This is a genomic window from Pseudomonas sp. ZY71, assembly GCF_036542145.1.
In the GTDB taxonomy this organism is placed as follows: Bacteria; Pseudomonadota; Gammaproteobacteria; order Pseudomonadales; family Pseudomonadaceae; genus Aquipseudomonas; species Aquipseudomonas koreensis_A.
Genome location: NZ_CP144274.1, coordinates 3,183,415 through 3,197,053, shown reverse-complemented (window position 1 = coordinate 3,197,053; position 13,639 = coordinate 3,183,415). Strand labels below are relative to the sequence as shown.

Here is a 13,639-nt window from a genome sequence, read left to right as displayed (position 1 = left end):
CTTTCAACTGGATGTGCAAACGGATTCGCGGGGCTCAGGGACGGTCGGCAATCTGCTCAAGCAGAGCTACCTGCCTGGCCATGTCCTGGTCACTGTCGGCGAAGCGCTCGGCAATTTCGCGGAACTGCTCGGCATTGGCCAGAAACGCGTCACAGATGTCCGGATCAAAATGCGAGCCGCGGCCTTCGCGGATGATTTTTACCGCCTGCTCGTGGGGCATGCCGGGCTTGTACACGCGGCGACTGATCAGGGCGTCGTAGACATCCGCCACGGCCATCAATCGGGCGCTGATCGGGATGTCATCGGTGGCCACGCCTTGCGGATAGCCACTGCCATCCCACTTTTCCTGATGGCCGTAGGCAATTTCCTTGGCCAGATGAAGGAAGTCGACGTTTATTCCCAATTGATCCTCTGCGTGCTGGATGGCGTCGCGCCCCAAGGTGGTGTGGGTCTTCATGATCTCGAACTCTTCGGCGGTGAGCCGTCCCGGTTTGAGCAGGATGCGATCAGGAATGCCAATCTTGCCGATATCGTGCAGCGGCGCCGATTTGAAGAGCAGCTTGATGGTGTCCTCGTCGAGAAAGTCGCGGAAGCGCGGGTGATTGCACAACAGTTCAGCCAGACGCTTGATGTAGTGCTGGGTGCGGCGAATGTGGTTGCCGGTTTCGTTGTCACGGGTTTCGGCCAGCGAAGCCATGGCGTGGATCGTGACATCCTGGATGGCGATCACCTCGCGGGTACGCCGCTGCACTTCCTGCTCCAGAAAATCGTTCTGATTGCGCAGGAAATCGGCAACGGCCTTGAGCTTGATCTGAGTCTCGACCCTGGCCATGAGCACCGGCGGGATGATCGGCTTGGTGATGTAATCCGCAGCACCGAGGCTCAAGCCGCGAATCTCGTCCTCCGTAGCGGTCATCGAGGTCAGGAAAATGATCGGAATATGGCGAATGCGAGCGTCACGCTTGAGCTGCTCGGCAACCTCATAACCGGACAGGCCGGGCATCATGATGTCCAGCAGGATCAGGTCGGGAAGCGGGTCGGCCTGTAGAAGGCGCAGGGCTTTTTCGCCGCTGTTGGCGGCCTTGACCCGATATTTGTCCTTGAGCAACTCGGCGATCAGCATCAGGTTATCGGGGGTATCGTCGACTACCAGAACGGTAGCTGATGGGTAAACGCCGTGAGTGCTATCCATGGTTGTTGGCTCCCTTGCCAGACAATTAAGGAGTCGGCGTACTTGCACCAATCTCTTGCTGGCAAGCGTAGCTAGAAAAGCTGCAATCGCTAGGTGGAAATTGGTCGATAGCGACCCCTCTCGACGCTGGCGTCGACAATCACGTTGCGGCGGCGCCTGTCTCGCGTTTCAGACGCTCGAGGTCCCTATTGACCAGTAACTTATGGACCAGGCCCACCGGCAACATGTAGAGGCGCCCAAAGACGTTATGCGTTACGACAGACGATGTGATCGTGAACACCCGATCTGTTATCGAAAGACAAATCATGACATCCAGGTGCCGGTCTCTCACGCTCAGAACGAGCAAGTCGGGGGCGCTATGCTCCACCAGAAAAAAATCCAGCTTTTCGCCAGCCTGTACGGTTTCTCGCCTGGCACCGGAGAACCCGCCGATGCGCTCCACACCGAATAACGAAGAAATCGCATCCCTCGTTCGAAACGCCAGCCGCATGCACCGTCCCGGCTTGGCCCGCATGAAGTTCCAGGCATCAAGAGTGGTGATTTCAACAGGCAGCAGCACCGATCTGCTGTGATAGTAATCAAGATCGGGCAATGCACTCAGGGTGTGAGCAGGTGATGGGGTGGTCATACGTGATTCCTTTCAGTGATCCGCCTGCCCTTGCCGTACTGCCGGAGACCGGCACTTCGAGTTTCGGCAGAGAACCGATGGAATAATTGCACGGGTTACATCCTTCTTCTCACAGGCACTCTGCAAGCTCGCGTGAATTCATTACATTCAAGAAATTGCCCTCGCCCTCACAAATACCATCGATACTCCCGCGCACTGATCTCCTGCATAAACGCCAAATGATCCTGGCGCTTGTTCTCGCAATACACATCGACAAACTCAGCACCCAGCCCCTCACGCAACTGCGGCTGATGCTGCATCGCGCGCACGGCCTCGAACATTTCCTTGGGGAAATCGATCCCGCTGCTGCGATCTTCATTCAGCGGCGCAATGGGTTCTTTGCCCGACTCCAGCCCGTGTTCAAGCCCCACCAGAATCGCCGCCAACACCAGATACGGATTGGCGTCCGCGCCCGCCAAGCGATATTCAACCCGCAGGTTCTTCACGTCCGACTCTGGAATCCGCAGGCACGCATCGCGATCCTCAAAGCCCCAACTGGCCTTGGTCGCGGTGTTCACCGTACCGCCCAAGCGACGCATCGAGTTCTGGTTCGGGGCGAAGATCGGCATGCTGTGCGGCAGCAATTCCAGGCACCCGGCGACTGCATGGCGCAACGACTGCTGCTCATTGGCGGCCAACAGATTATCTCCCTCAGCGTCATATAGGCTGACATGCACATGCATGCCACTGCCCGGATGTTGCAAGTACGGCTTGGCCATGAAACTGGCGCGGTAGCCGTGTTTAAGCGCAACGCCGCGCGTGCTGCGGCAGAACAACGCTGCCCAATCCGCCGCGCGCAAACCGTCGTCGAGATGGCCGAAGTTGATTTCAAACTGGCCGGGGCCGAGCTCAGCGGTAATCACCGTGGCATCGATACCTTGCGCCCGGGTGGCTTCGACCATGTCATCCAGCACCGGCGCGAAACGTGAGAGCCGTTCGATGTGCAAGTTCGGTTGATCATCAGCATCGTCGGTCAGATCGTCGCGGGCAAATTGCGGCAGGCCGTCGCGCAGTTTTTTGTCGAACAGATAAAACTCCAGCTCGAACGCCACCACCGGGTGAATGCCTTTGCGCGCCAGGCGTTTGAGCACCTGCGCGAGGACTTCACGGGGTTCGAATTCGATGGGTTTTTCGGTGCCGTCCGAGGTGATCAGCATCTGCCCCAGCGGCTGCGCTTCCCACGTCACCGGCTTCAGCGTGCCCGGCACCAGGCGGCGCACGGCATCCGGGTCGCCGTCGTTGAAGCAGTAATCGCCGATCGGGAACAAGCCACCCTGCACGCCCAGCAATACGCAATTCTGCGGCAGCTTCAGTACGCTGCCGGCGGCGACTTTTTCGAGCATTTCGATTGGATAGCGCTTGCCATAAAAGTGCCCGGGAATGTCCAAGCAAATCAGGTCGACATAACGCACCTCGGGGTAGCGTTGGCGAAAGGCACGCACTTCGGCGAGCAGGTCAGCGCAGACAGCGTCCATCGTATTTATCCTTTTTGTAATCAGGTGTAGACCCAGAGCACGCGGGTCAGCTGCTCAGTGAGGTTGCCGTAGCGGCAGCGGGTATGACTGTCGAATTGAAAGCTGTCGCCGGCCTTCAACGTCGTCGGTTCTTCGTCGTCGCCCAGCCAAAGCGTCAATTCGCCTTCGAGGACGTAACCGCCCTGCTCCGAGCTGTCGGTCAGATGGCGGTCGCCGCTGCTCGCACCGGCTTCGAGATGACTTTCGAGCATGGAGAACGAGGCGCGGATCTGCGGCGACACCAGAATGTCGGTGATGCCGTTGGCGAAATACAACGTGCGGCGCTCGTCCGGACGGGTCACCCACGGCAATTCCTTGGGCTTGGGCAAACTGTAGAAATAGGTGGTCGGCACGCCGAAGGTTTCACTGATCGCGGTCAGATCCGCCACCGTCGGCCGCGACAAACCGCGCTCGACCTGCGAGAGAAAACCCACCGAACGGCCGATCTTGTCGGCCAGTTCCTTGAGGGTCCACTTCTTGTGCTTGCGCAGGTCGTGGATAAGGATCGCCAGTGCGGCGATTTCTTCTTGCTTGTTCATCGTCAAAATCTCATCAAATGCTGTCGCGCAGTCGATACCAGGCCTTGCCAATGGCCTCCAGCGGTGCAGCGAAATGTTTGCCGCCGGGGAAACGGCCATTGCTCAAGCCCTGATACAACGCCAGTTCATCCGCGTCGCCGAGAATCGCAGCGGACACCGCGCGCGCGGCGGCCAATGTCGGCAGAACGCCGTGGCCCGAATAGCCTTGCAGCCAATAACGATTACCCGCGCCGCCAACGTCGGGCGTGCGGTTCATCGTCAGGTCGATATGCCCGCCCCAGGCAAACTCGATGCCGATGCCTTTGAGCTGCGGGAACACCCGCTCAAGAAACGGCCGTGTCGCCGCCGCAATGTCCTTGGGCATGCCGCCCAGATAGGTGCAGCCGCCGCCGAACAACAAACGGTTATCCGGCGTGCGGCGGAAGTAATCGAGGACGAATTGGTTGTCGGTCACGCAGACATTGCGCGGCAACAGCGCAGTGGCCTGCTCGGACGCCAGTGGTGCGGTGGCGACCTGGTAAGTGCCCACCGGCAGAATGCAGCTGGACAGTGGCGGGTCGAGTTCATCGAGATAAGCGTTGCACGCCAGCACCAGCACATCGGCGCGCACCGAACCGCACTCGGTGTTGACCCGGAATCCGCCGCCCTGCTCCTGATAACTCAGCGCTTTGCTTTGTTCATGAATACGCCCGCCGGCCCGCTCGATGGCATCCGCCAGGCCCAGCGCCAGTTTCAGTGGATTGAGGTGCGCGCCCTCAGGGTCGTAAAGCCCGGCCTGATAGCGGTCGGTGGCCACCCATTCCGGCAGTTGTTCCCGAGGAATGAACTGCAACAGATCGTGGCCCCACTTGTGGCTGGCCTCGTGTTGCCATTCGCTGAGCAGGCTGACCCGCCGTGGCATCACCGAGGTCCACAGGTGCCCGGGGCGATAGTCGATGTCGAAGCCGTGACGACCCGGCAATTCACGCAATTCCCGAGCGGCCCAACGCATGCCGTCCCACAAGCGTTTCGCCCGCTCATGACCGAGTGCAGCTTCCAGCGGCGGCATGTCGCACGACCAGCCGAGAATCGCCTGCCCGCCGTTACGCCCCGACGCGGCCCACGCCACGCGACTGGCCTCCAGCACCACTACGCGGTTACCCGCCAAGGCCAGACGCAACGCCGTGTGCAAACCACTGAAACCGGCGCCGACGATCACCACGTCGGCGTCAACTTCACCTTCCAGAGCCGACCGATCACGCAGAATACCGGCGCAACTGTGGGCGTAATAGCTGTCGACGTGCTGGCTGGATTGCAGGAACATTCGCGACCTCATGAAATTATCTTTTTATAATTTCATGAAAATCTACAGAATAAATTTCACGACAGCAAGCCAGGTTGCTCAGTCACGCAGCCAAGGCAGGTCTGCGCGCTGATAACGGTGAGCACGGAATATCGCGTTATTTTCCCCCGGCAAATAACGTCGTGAGGCCGCATCGGGGTACGTGGCGAAGTGCGGATTGACGTACTCCCAGACCACTTCGCCAGTCGGAGTGACTTCGAACAAACGGCCGAAGTTGGCCTCGGTGATCAGCGTATTGCCGTTGTGCAAACGCTGCGCGCCGCCCATGAACGGGGTGAAAAACGCATACCCCGGGGTGTCGGCGTATTGCCATTCAATGCGTTGCGTCGACGGGTTGATTTCGAGAATGCGCGAGTGCGGCATGCTCACGTGCGGGCGGAAGATGCCGTTGTCGAACAGCAGCACGTTGCCGTTTTCCAGCTCACTTGGGCAGTGCTGCTGCGCGACCAGATCGTGGCCCAATCGCCACAGCACTTCACCACTGCCACGCTGCACGGCAATCACCGAAGAAACACTGCGCAGGCTGAGGATCACTTTACCGTCGCGACCCGGCGTGACCGCGTTGGTCATTGGCCAGTGATGGCGTTCGAAGCATTCGTGCAGCGGATAGTCTTCAGGTCGCAGATGTTCCCAACTGCGCCACTCCCAGACCACATTGCCCTGACGATCGACTTCCTTGACCACGTCAGCATAAATCACCCCGCCCGGCGCCTCGCTGCCGGGAATACCGCCGACCACACGCCGGGCCAGCTCGGCGCTCAATGGCTCGGCGGTGGTGTACAGCAGATTGCCGTTGTCCAGCCATTGCGCGTCGTGGTGGTGAAGCAGATCGGTGTGCTCCCAGACCACTTCGCCTTGCGGCGTCACTTCGCTGAACGCGCCGCCATGCCACACCGACCAGCCCGGAAACAGATCCGGTGAATCAGGATGGTTGCCGTTGTAGCCAAGGTTGCCGTTGCGCAGGATCACCGCGTCGCGGCCGGGGCGCTGGGGTAGTTTCCAGCGGTGGACGACCTCGCCATCGAGATCGATCAGGAACACATTGCCATCTGCTGTTTGTGGCGCGAACAGCGTGTAGCCGCCAGCGCTGCGCGCATGATCGACAGCGATCAGGCCGGTTTTGCGGCGCTTGAGTGTGGTGGTTTCAAGGTTGGGCATGGCTTTTCTCCGGGCGAGTGAGCCCTCGCCGCGAGCAACGCGGCAAGGTGAACTGAAGGGTTATGGGTGGCTTGGCAGTAAAGGGTTGAAGCGATCGTCGAAGATCTGCCCGACCTGCAGTGGTCGCGGAATCAGACGTTCGCTGGCAAACAGGTCGGCCAGATGCTGTTGCGAGGCGATGACCGAGGATTCGATCGGCACATAGCGAAGATTTTGATGCGCGAGCATTTCTTGCACCAGCGCCACGGGAAGTCGGGTGGTTTGCGCGAAAACTTCGGCCCATTCTTCAGGGTGTGCCGTGGCCCAGGCTTGAGCGCGGGCCAGCCTGGCGAGCAAATCGCCCAACGGCCCTGCCCGCTGCGGATCACTCAGTGCCTGCAGGCTGGCGACGGTGAAATTCAGCCCGGTTTCCGGCCAGGCGCTGCCATCGACCAGAACCCGTGCACCGCGCGATGTCGCCTGGCCGACGAAGGGATACCACACCGCCCAGGCATCAAGCTTGCCGCTGGCAAACGCATTCTGTGCGTCCACCGGACTGACGTAAGCGATGTTCACATCCCGAGGCGTGAGGCCTGCTTTATGTAGCGCGGCCAACAACAAATAATGCCCGCTGCTGCCCTTGGCCACGGCCACCCGCTGACCTTTCAGATCGGCGACCTGCTGAACGCTGGAGCCTGCGGGAACCAGCAGCGCATTGTTGTTTTGTGCACCGCTCGCGACGCCGATAATGCGGATGTCGAAGCCACCAGCCTGAGCGAACACCGGCGGTGCGTTGCCGACGACACCGGCATCGATCGCCCCGGCGCTCAAGGCTTCGAGCATCGTGGTTCCGGCCAGAAACGGGTGCCAGGACAGCGCATAGGCAAGGTGTTGATCTTCGCCGGCGGCATGCAGCAATGCCTGGGTCAAACCGCTTTGATCGCCCAGTTTCAAAGGTTCGGCAGTGGCCGACAGCGGCTGGCTGAGCAGCAACGCAACGCCGCACAGCAGCGCTTTTACAGGGTGTGCCAGCAGACGCTTGGCAGCAGGAAGTTTTACCGGCATTGTCGTGCGCTCATTTGTGCATTGATTTCAGTATGTCGAGGCCCGCCGTGTCGCTCCATGCCAAACACCCCTCCTTTGCTGCCATGACGGACGCCGCGCCGCTGCCTGCTCGCACTGTCGTGGTGTTGGCGTTCGATGACTTGCTGCTGCTCAATGCGGCCGGCCCGCTTGAGGTGTTCGCAGCCATACCGCGCGTGTTGGCTGCGCCCTACAGCGCAAGTCCGCCGTACCGCTTGCTGGTGGCATCGCCGCGTGGCGGTCAGGTGATGTCCATTTCCGGCATCAGCGTGACCACCTGTTCGCTGGAACAGATCGATGCCATGGCCCCGGTGATCGACACGCTGATCGTCGCCGGTGGGCCGGGCATGGCCGCGCTTGAAGCTGACGAAGCCGCGTGCGCTTGGCTACGCCGCCGCTCGGTTGACATCCGTCGGCTGTGCTCGATCGGTACGGGGTCGTTTGCCTTGGCCGCAGCGGGCCTGCTCGATGGTCGCGAAGTGGTGACACACTGGAAATTCGCTGCCGAACTGCAGGCGCGCTACCCAGCGGTACGCTGCCAGACCGATGCGCTGTATCTGCACGATGGCAACCTCTGGACTTGCGGCGGCGCCACCGCCGGTATCGATCTGGCCCTTGGTCTGGTTGAACAAGACCTCGGTGCCGACGCGGCGCTGGCCCTGGCGCGGTACTTCACGGTGTTCATGTGGCGTGATGCCGAACAGCCGCAGCTCAGTGCCTCGCTCAATGCTCAATCCAAGGCCCTGCGCACCGACCCGGACGCGCGTCTGGCGCGGCTGCACGCCTGGATTGCGGCGAACCTGAACGGAGACTTGCGCGTCGAGCGGCTGGCCGAACAATTCGGCATGAGTCCGCGCCATTTTGCCCGTGCCTATGTCGCCGCCACCGGAGAAACCCCGGCGCAAGCGGTGGAGAACCTGCGTCTGGAGACGGCGACTCGACTACTCAAGACCACCCGCGAGCCGATCAAGCGCATTGCCGAAACGGCGGGATTTGGCCGCGAGGAACGTATGCGCCGGGCCTTCCAGAAGCATTTGGGCATCAGTCCCCACGGCTATCGCAGTGAAATGAAAGCCGCTGCGACGGGAGCGGCGCAGCCGTTGGGCATTGCACTCGCCGGGCTGGCCCAATGACTCGCTGCGTGGATCAATGCTGCAGCGCATAGCGCCGGCAATGTTCCAGATAGACGCCTACGCCGCTCGAATGCTTCAAAGTGTTCCAGCGAACTTCGTACAAGCTGTCCGCCCTAGAGTGGCAGTTCGACTCGCGCCAACAACCCTCCACCGTGGCGGTTGCTCAACGTCAACTCGCCACCCTGCTCGCGCGCAATCGCCCGTGCCGCCGACAGCCCGAGGCCCACACCGCCGGTGTCACGATTGCGCGAAGCTTCCAGACGGAAGAACGGATCGAACACTTGCTCCAGCGCTGCCTCGGGAATCCCTGGGCCTTCGTCGCTGACCTCGATGCAGATCGAATACTCGTCACGCGTCAACGCAATGACCGGACGCTGCGCATACTTCAGCGCATTCTCGAGCAGATTGACGATCACCCGCTTGATCCCCAGCGGCCGGCCTTCGTACACCAGATGCGCCGGGCCATCGAAATCGACATTGATCTGCTGATCGCGGTAATCGTCGACGATGGTTTGCAGCAGCTCCGACAGATCGAACGCGGTGGTTTGCTCGCGGTGGGTGTCTTCGCGGAAGAACGCCAATGCAGCGTTGATCATTGACTGCATCTCTTCAACGTCGCGAATCAGTTTGCCCTGATGATCGAGGTCTTCCATGAACTCACTGCGCAAACGCATGCGTGTAAGCGGTGCACGCAGGTCGTGGGAAATTGACGCGAGCATGTGCGTGCGCTCGGCGATGAAATGCTGAATCTGCGCTTGCATGGTGTTGAAGGCGATGATTGCCTGGCGGATTTCGTCGGGGCCTTCAAGCTTGATCGGCGGTGCGCGCAGATCGGTGCCGAAACGTCTGGCGGCCCGCGTGAAACGCTGCAAGGGGTTGGCCAGTTGCCGGGTGGCGACCCAGGCGACGAGCAATGTGGCAATCAGTCCCAAGGCGATGACGATCGCGATGCGCACGCCAAATTCCAGACCCCAACTGCGCTCCGGCGGGATAAATGACAACCAACTGCCATCGACCAATTGCACGACGGCGGCGTAATGCGCCTGGGGACTGCCGTTCGGCCAATCGCCTGGGCTGAACACCTCGATTTTTCGATCATTGCCCAGCAGTTGCTGGAGCACCGGCACCCTGCTCGCTGGCAGACGAAGGCCGTCATTGGGCAGATCGAAATCCGCGCGCTGCGCTTGCCACGACACCTGCAGCATGGCGCTGCTCGCCGCCGCGGCCAGTTGCGGGCGCAGGTTGGCCGGGGCCGCCTCGATCACCCGCGAGGTCGCGGCAATCTGCTCCAGCAGGCCGGTGCGTTCAATCGGTGGTCGCGCCCAGATGCCGGCGACTTGCACGAACAGCGCATTCAACGCCAGCGAAGCGAGCATCGCCGCCACGATGGTCAGGGCGATGTGTCGGCGCAGGGTGTCGCCGCGCCACAGCCGGCGAATCACGAGCGAGTGACCTTGGCGGTGAACAGATAGCCGCCGTTGCGCACCGTACGAATCAGGTCCGGGCGCTTGCTGTCGGGTTCGATCTTGCGCCGCAGGCGACTGACTTGCACATCGATGCTGCGATCGAAAGCGTCATGGCCGTGGCCGTGGGTCAGGTCGATCAATTGCTCGCGAGTGAGGATGCGCTGCGGGTGATCGAGGAACACCACGAGCAAATCGAACTCGCCACCGGACAGCGGAATCATCACGTTTTCCGGTGAGCGCAATTCGCGACAGGTGATGTCCAGATGCCAACCGGCGAAGGCAATCACCGGTCGCGAAGGCTCGACCGGATTGCGCTGTTCACCGGCACGACGCTGCAAAGCGCGCACCCGGGCGAGCAATTCCTGCGGGGCGAACGGTTTGGTCAGGTAATCGTCCGCGCCCAGTTCCAGCCCGACAATGCGATCGCTCAACTCGGCCATGGCGGTGAGCATGATGATTGGAATGCCCAATTGCGCGCGCACCTTCTGACACAGGCTCAGGCCGCTTTCGCCGGGCATCATCAGATCAAGAATGATCGTGTCCGGACGGTTCTGCGCGATCGCCGCCCACATGGCTTCGCCGTGCGGCGCCACGTCGACTTCATAGGCGTGCTGCACGAAGAACTTCTTCAGCAGCGCGAGGATTTCCACGTCGTCGTCGACGAACAGCAGTCTGCTCACAGTCACAGGATCCATGCACCAAAAAAAGCCAATCTAAAGCCATTTTGCCGCCCGGGTCATTTATTTCAATCGAGCAACATTTCTACGCGCCAGACATCAAGCGGACATTCTCTGGCAAAACCTCGCGGGCACTCTGCCGGTATTTCAAGCAGGGGGATTGGCATGAAGGTCATAAACAAAAAACCGGGCGTCGCGCAGCACAACGGCAATCGACCACTGATTCTCAGCCAGCGCACCGCCGCGCTCGGCCCGGACACACCGGTGGTCTTTCAGGAATCGTGCCTGGGGGTTTCCATTGATCAGGGTACGGTGGTTCTGCGCCGTTACTTCGAGCATTTCAGCCCGACCAATGCGCACTGGGTGGAATACGTGCACAGCGTCAACACCGCCGATCTCATGAACTGGATCATGGCCCATGGCCGATTGCACATCGAATGCTCGGACAACCTGGCGCAAAACAAGGAAGCCGTTTGATGTCGCGTATTCGTTCGCTGTCGCTGTCAATTGTCGCCACGCTGAGCCTGGCGGCGTGCAGCAACAAAACGCCGGAACACACAGGGTTTCTGCATGACTACAGCGTGTTGACCGAGCGCCAGTCGCCGTCCGGGCAACCCGTGTTGGCGTGGGTCAGCCCGGCCCTCGCCCGGGGTCGATACACCCAGGTTTATCTGGCGCCAAGTCAGTTCTACCCGAGTGCCGAGCCGACGCAACGGATTCCGTTGAGCACCCTGTCCGGCGTCACTGACTACTACGACGCGGCGCTGCGGCTGGAATTGAGCAAAGTGATGCATCTGGTCAATCAACCCGGGCCGAACACCCTGATAGTGCGCCCCGCTATCACGCAAGTGGCGACCAGCACTCAGGGTTTGCGCTTTTATGAGTGGCTGCCGGTCACCCTCGTCGCTGCCGGTGTCAGTACGGTGACCGGCATCCGTGATCAGGACAGCAAGGTTGCCACCGAGGTGTCGTTCGAGGACGGTTCGACCGGCGAAGTGATTGCCGAAGTGGTGCGCAAAGGCACCGGTGTGCCGCTGGAGAACGACAAACAGGTGCTGACTGCCGATGACGTCAAGGTGGTGCTGGATGGCTGGGCTAGCGACCTGCGGCAATCGTATACGGCCATCCGCCGGTAAACACATGTCCCCTGTAGGAGCTGCCGAAGGCTGCGATCTTGTTGGGACGCGGAGCGTCCCCGGCTGCATTCCCACGCAGAGCGTGGGAACGATCAATCGCAGCCTTCGGCAGCTCCCACACAGGTGCGCCAGGAAAAAAAGCAGCGAGCAGTGAATTATTTCGTGTCCTCATGTATCTGAGCCAAAGAGTACGCGCCATCAAATAGATGGCATCTACGCGGCACGATGGATCAGCAAAGAGAAGACCCGGATGAAATCACGCAAGAAAACCGTCAAGCCGATTGGCCTGAAAGACATCACCATTGTCGACGACGCCAAGATGCGCAAGGCGATCACCGCCGCCGCACTGGGCAATGCCATGGAATGGTTCGATTTTGGTGTCTACGGCTTTGTCGCCTATGTGCTCGGCAAAGTGTTCTTCCCCGGCGCCGACCCGGGCACGCAGATGATTGCCGCGCTGGCGACGTTCTCGGTGCCCTTCCTGATCCGGCCGCTGGGCGGCTTGTTCTTCGGCGCATTGGGCGACAAGTACGGACGACAGAAAGTCCTCGCCGCGACCATCGTGATCATGTCGCTGAGCACCTTTGCCATCGGCCTGATTCCGTCCTATGCCTCGATCGGCATCTGGGCACCGATCCTGTTGCTGTTGGCGAAAATGGCCCAGGGTTTCTCGGTCGGTGGCGAATACACCGGTGCGTCGATCTTCGTCGCTGAATATGCGCCGGACCGCAAACGCGGCTTCCTCGGCAGTTGGCTGGATTTCGGCTCGATTGCCGGTTTCGTCCTCGGTGCCGGTGTGGTGGTGTTGATCTCAACCACGCTGGGCGAAGCCAAGTTCGAGGAATGGGGCTGGCGTCTGCCGTTCTTCCTCGCCTTGCCACTGGGCATGATCGGCCTTTATCTGCGTCACGCCCTGGAAGAAACCCCGGCGTTCCAGCAGCACGTTGAAAAGCTTGAGCAAGGCGATCGCGAAGGCCTCGCCGGTGGCCCGAAAGTCTCGTTCAAGGAGGTCGCGACCAAACACTGGCGCAGCCTGATGACCTGCATCGGTGTAGTGGCGGTGACCAACGTCACCTACTACATGCTGCTCACCTACATGCCGAGTTACCTGTCGCACAACCTGCATTACAGCGAAAACCGTGGCGTGCTGATCATCATCGCGATCATGGTCGGCATGCTGTTTGTGCAGCCGGCAATCGGTTTCATCAGCGACAAGATTGGCCGCAAGCCTTTTATCGTGGTCGGCAGCATCGGTTTGTTCATTCTGGCGATCCCGGCCTTCATGTTGATCAACAGCGGCAAGATCGGTTTGATCTTCGCCGGCCTGCTGATGCTGGCCGTGTTGCTGAACTTCTTTATCGGCGTCATGGCCTCGACGCTGCCGGCGATGTTCCCCACGCACATTCGCTACAGCGCGCTGGCGGCGGCTTTCAACGTCTCGGTATTGATTGCCGGCCTGACCCCGACCGTGGTCGCCTGGCTGGTCGAAAGCACCAACGATCTGTACATGCCGGCGTATTACCTGATGGTCATCGCCGTGGTCGGTCTGGCCACCGGTGTGACCATGAAGGAAACCGCCAACAAGCCGTTGCGTGGCGCTGCGCCGGCGGCCTCTGACCTCGAAGAAGCCAAGGAACTGCTGCAAGAGCACCACGACAACATCGAGCAGAAAATCGAAGACATCGACGCTGAAATCGCTGCGCTGGAAGCCAAGCGCAAGGAACTGGTGCAGCAGCATCCGCGAATCAACTGA

13 protein-coding genes are annotated in these 13,639 nt (G+C 60.6%); 4 read left to right on the top strand and 9 right to left on the bottom strand.

The window, feature by feature from the left end; all coding sequences use genetic code 11:
* Positions 1-34: 34 nt before the first annotated feature.
* From VY732_RS14155 to VY732_RS14125, 7 genes are all read right to left on the bottom strand, one after another.
* A complete protein-coding gene (locus VY732_RS14155; protein WP_116030263.1) occupies positions 35-1,192 on the bottom strand; it encodes a response regulator in 1,158 nt (385 codons plus the stop codon).
* 139 nt (positions 1,193-1,331) lie between these two features.
* Positions 1,332-1,820 (bottom strand): DUF2867 domain-containing protein, encoded by a 489-nt coding sequence (locus tag VY732_RS14150; RefSeq protein ID WP_077572950.1) that lies wholly within the window; start codon positions 1,818-1,820, stop codon positions 1,332-1,334.
* A 167-nt stretch (positions 1,821-1,987) separates the two neighbouring features.
* Positions 1,988-3,334, bottom strand: coding sequence for a glutamine synthetase family protein (locus tag VY732_RS14145; protein ID WP_331695748.1), 1,347 nt, complete (start codon positions 3,332-3,334; stop codon positions 1,988-1,990).
* 20 nt (positions 3,335-3,354) lie between these two features.
* A complete protein-coding gene (locus VY732_RS14140; RefSeq protein ID WP_212622113.1) occupies positions 3,355-3,912 on the bottom strand; it encodes a helix-turn-helix domain-containing protein in 558 nt (185 codons plus the stop codon).
* Between the two features lie 13 nt (positions 3,913-3,925).
* A complete protein-coding gene (locus tag VY732_RS14135; RefSeq protein ID WP_331695747.1) occupies positions 3,926-5,215 on the bottom strand; it encodes an NAD(P)/FAD-dependent oxidoreductase in 1,290 nt (429 codons plus the stop codon).
* 78 nt (positions 5,216-5,293) lie between these two features.
* Positions 5,294-6,412: an aryl-sulfate sulfotransferase gene (locus VY732_RS14130; RefSeq protein ID WP_331695746.1), complete on the bottom strand. Its 1,119-nt coding sequence runs from the start codon at positions 6,410-6,412 to the stop codon at positions 5,294-5,296.
* Between the two features lie 60 nt (positions 6,413-6,472).
* On the bottom strand, positions 6,473-7,456 hold the full coding sequence (locus VY732_RS14125; RefSeq protein WP_331695745.1) for an ABC transporter substrate-binding protein: 984 nt from the start codon (positions 7,454-7,456) through the stop codon (positions 6,473-6,475).
* A 47-nt stretch (positions 7,457-7,503) separates the two neighbouring features.
* Between VY732_RS14125 and VY732_RS14120 the strand changes: the two genes are divergently transcribed.
* On the top strand, positions 7,504-8,607 hold the full coding sequence (locus VY732_RS14120; protein ID WP_331695743.1) for a GlxA family transcriptional regulator: 1,104 nt from the start codon (positions 7,504-7,506) through the stop codon (positions 8,605-8,607).
* A gap of 113 nt (positions 8,608-8,720) precedes the next feature.
* Here the strand turns inward: VY732_RS14120 and VY732_RS14115 are convergent, their stop codons facing one another.
* Together VY732_RS14115 and VY732_RS14110 are read right to left on the bottom strand one after the other, a co-directional pair.
* Entirely contained in the window at positions 8,721-10,049 is a 1,329-nt protein-coding gene (locus VY732_RS14115; RefSeq protein ID WP_331695742.1) for an ATP-binding protein, read from the bottom strand.
* Positions 10,046-10,768 (bottom strand): response regulator, encoded by a 723-nt coding sequence (locus tag VY732_RS14110; protein WP_116030254.1) that lies wholly within the window; start codon positions 10,766-10,768, stop codon positions 10,046-10,048. Before VY732_RS14110 ends, VY732_RS14115 begins: the two co-directional genes overlap by 4 nt.
* Positions 10,769-10,915: 147 nt before the next feature.
* Between VY732_RS14110 and VY732_RS14105 the strand changes: the two genes are divergently transcribed.
* The 3 genes from VY732_RS14105 to proP all read left to right on the top strand — a co-directional run bounded on the left by VY732_RS14105 (position 10,916) and on the right by proP (position 13,639).
* Positions 10,916-11,227, top strand: coding sequence for a hypothetical protein (locus tag VY732_RS14105; RefSeq protein ID WP_077572959.1), 312 nt, complete (start codon positions 10,916-10,918; stop codon positions 11,225-11,227).
* Positions 11,227-11,886, top strand: coding sequence for a DUF3313 domain-containing protein (locus VY732_RS14100; RefSeq protein ID WP_331695741.1), 660 nt, complete (start codon positions 11,227-11,229; stop codon positions 11,884-11,886). The genes VY732_RS14105 and VY732_RS14100 overlap by 1 nt, the downstream gene beginning before the upstream one ends.
* Before the next feature lie 250 nt (positions 11,887-12,136).
* Positions 12,137-13,639, top strand: coding sequence for a glycine betaine/L-proline transporter ProP (proP, locus tag VY732_RS14095; protein WP_034154137.1), 1,503 nt, complete (start codon positions 12,137-12,139; stop codon positions 13,637-13,639).

Coding starts and splice junctions, on each gene's coding strand:
- VY732_RS14155 (WP_116030263.1), bottom strand. CDS start 1,192: ATGGATAGCACTCACGGCGTTTACCCATCAGCTACCGTTCTGGTAGTC.
- VY732_RS14150 (WP_077572950.1), bottom strand. CDS start 1,820: ATGACCACCCCATCACCTGCTCACACCCTGAGTGCATTGCCCGATCTT.
- VY732_RS14145 (WP_331695748.1), bottom strand. CDS start 3,334: ATGGACGCTGTCTGCGCTGACCTGCTCGCCGAAGTGCGTGCCTTTCGC.
- VY732_RS14140 (WP_212622113.1), bottom strand. CDS start 3,912: ATGAACAAGCAAGAAGAAATCGCCGCACTGGCGATCCTTATCCACGAC.
- VY732_RS14135 (WP_331695747.1), bottom strand. CDS start 5,215: ATGTTCCTGCAATCCAGCCAGCACGTCGACAGCTATTACGCCCACAGT.
- VY732_RS14130 (WP_331695746.1), bottom strand. CDS start 6,412: ATGCCCAACCTTGAAACCACCACACTCAAGCGCCGCAAAACCGGCCTG.
- VY732_RS14125 (WP_331695745.1), bottom strand. CDS start 7,456: ATGCCGGTAAAACTTCCTGCTGCCAAGCGTCTGCTGGCACACCCTGTA.
- VY732_RS14110 (WP_116030254.1), bottom strand. CDS start 10,768: ATGGATCCTGTGACTGTGAGCAGACTGCTGTTCGTCGACGACGACGTG.
- VY732_RS14105 (WP_077572959.1), top strand. CDS start 10,916: ATGAAGGTCATAAACAAAAAACCGGGCGTCGCGCAGCACAACGGCAAT.
- VY732_RS14100 (WP_331695741.1), top strand. CDS start 11,227: ATGTCGCGTATTCGTTCGCTGTCGCTGTCAATTGTCGCCACGCTGAGC.
- proP (WP_034154137.1), top strand. CDS start 12,137: ATGAAATCACGCAAGAAAACCGTCAAGCCGATTGGCCTGAAAGACATC.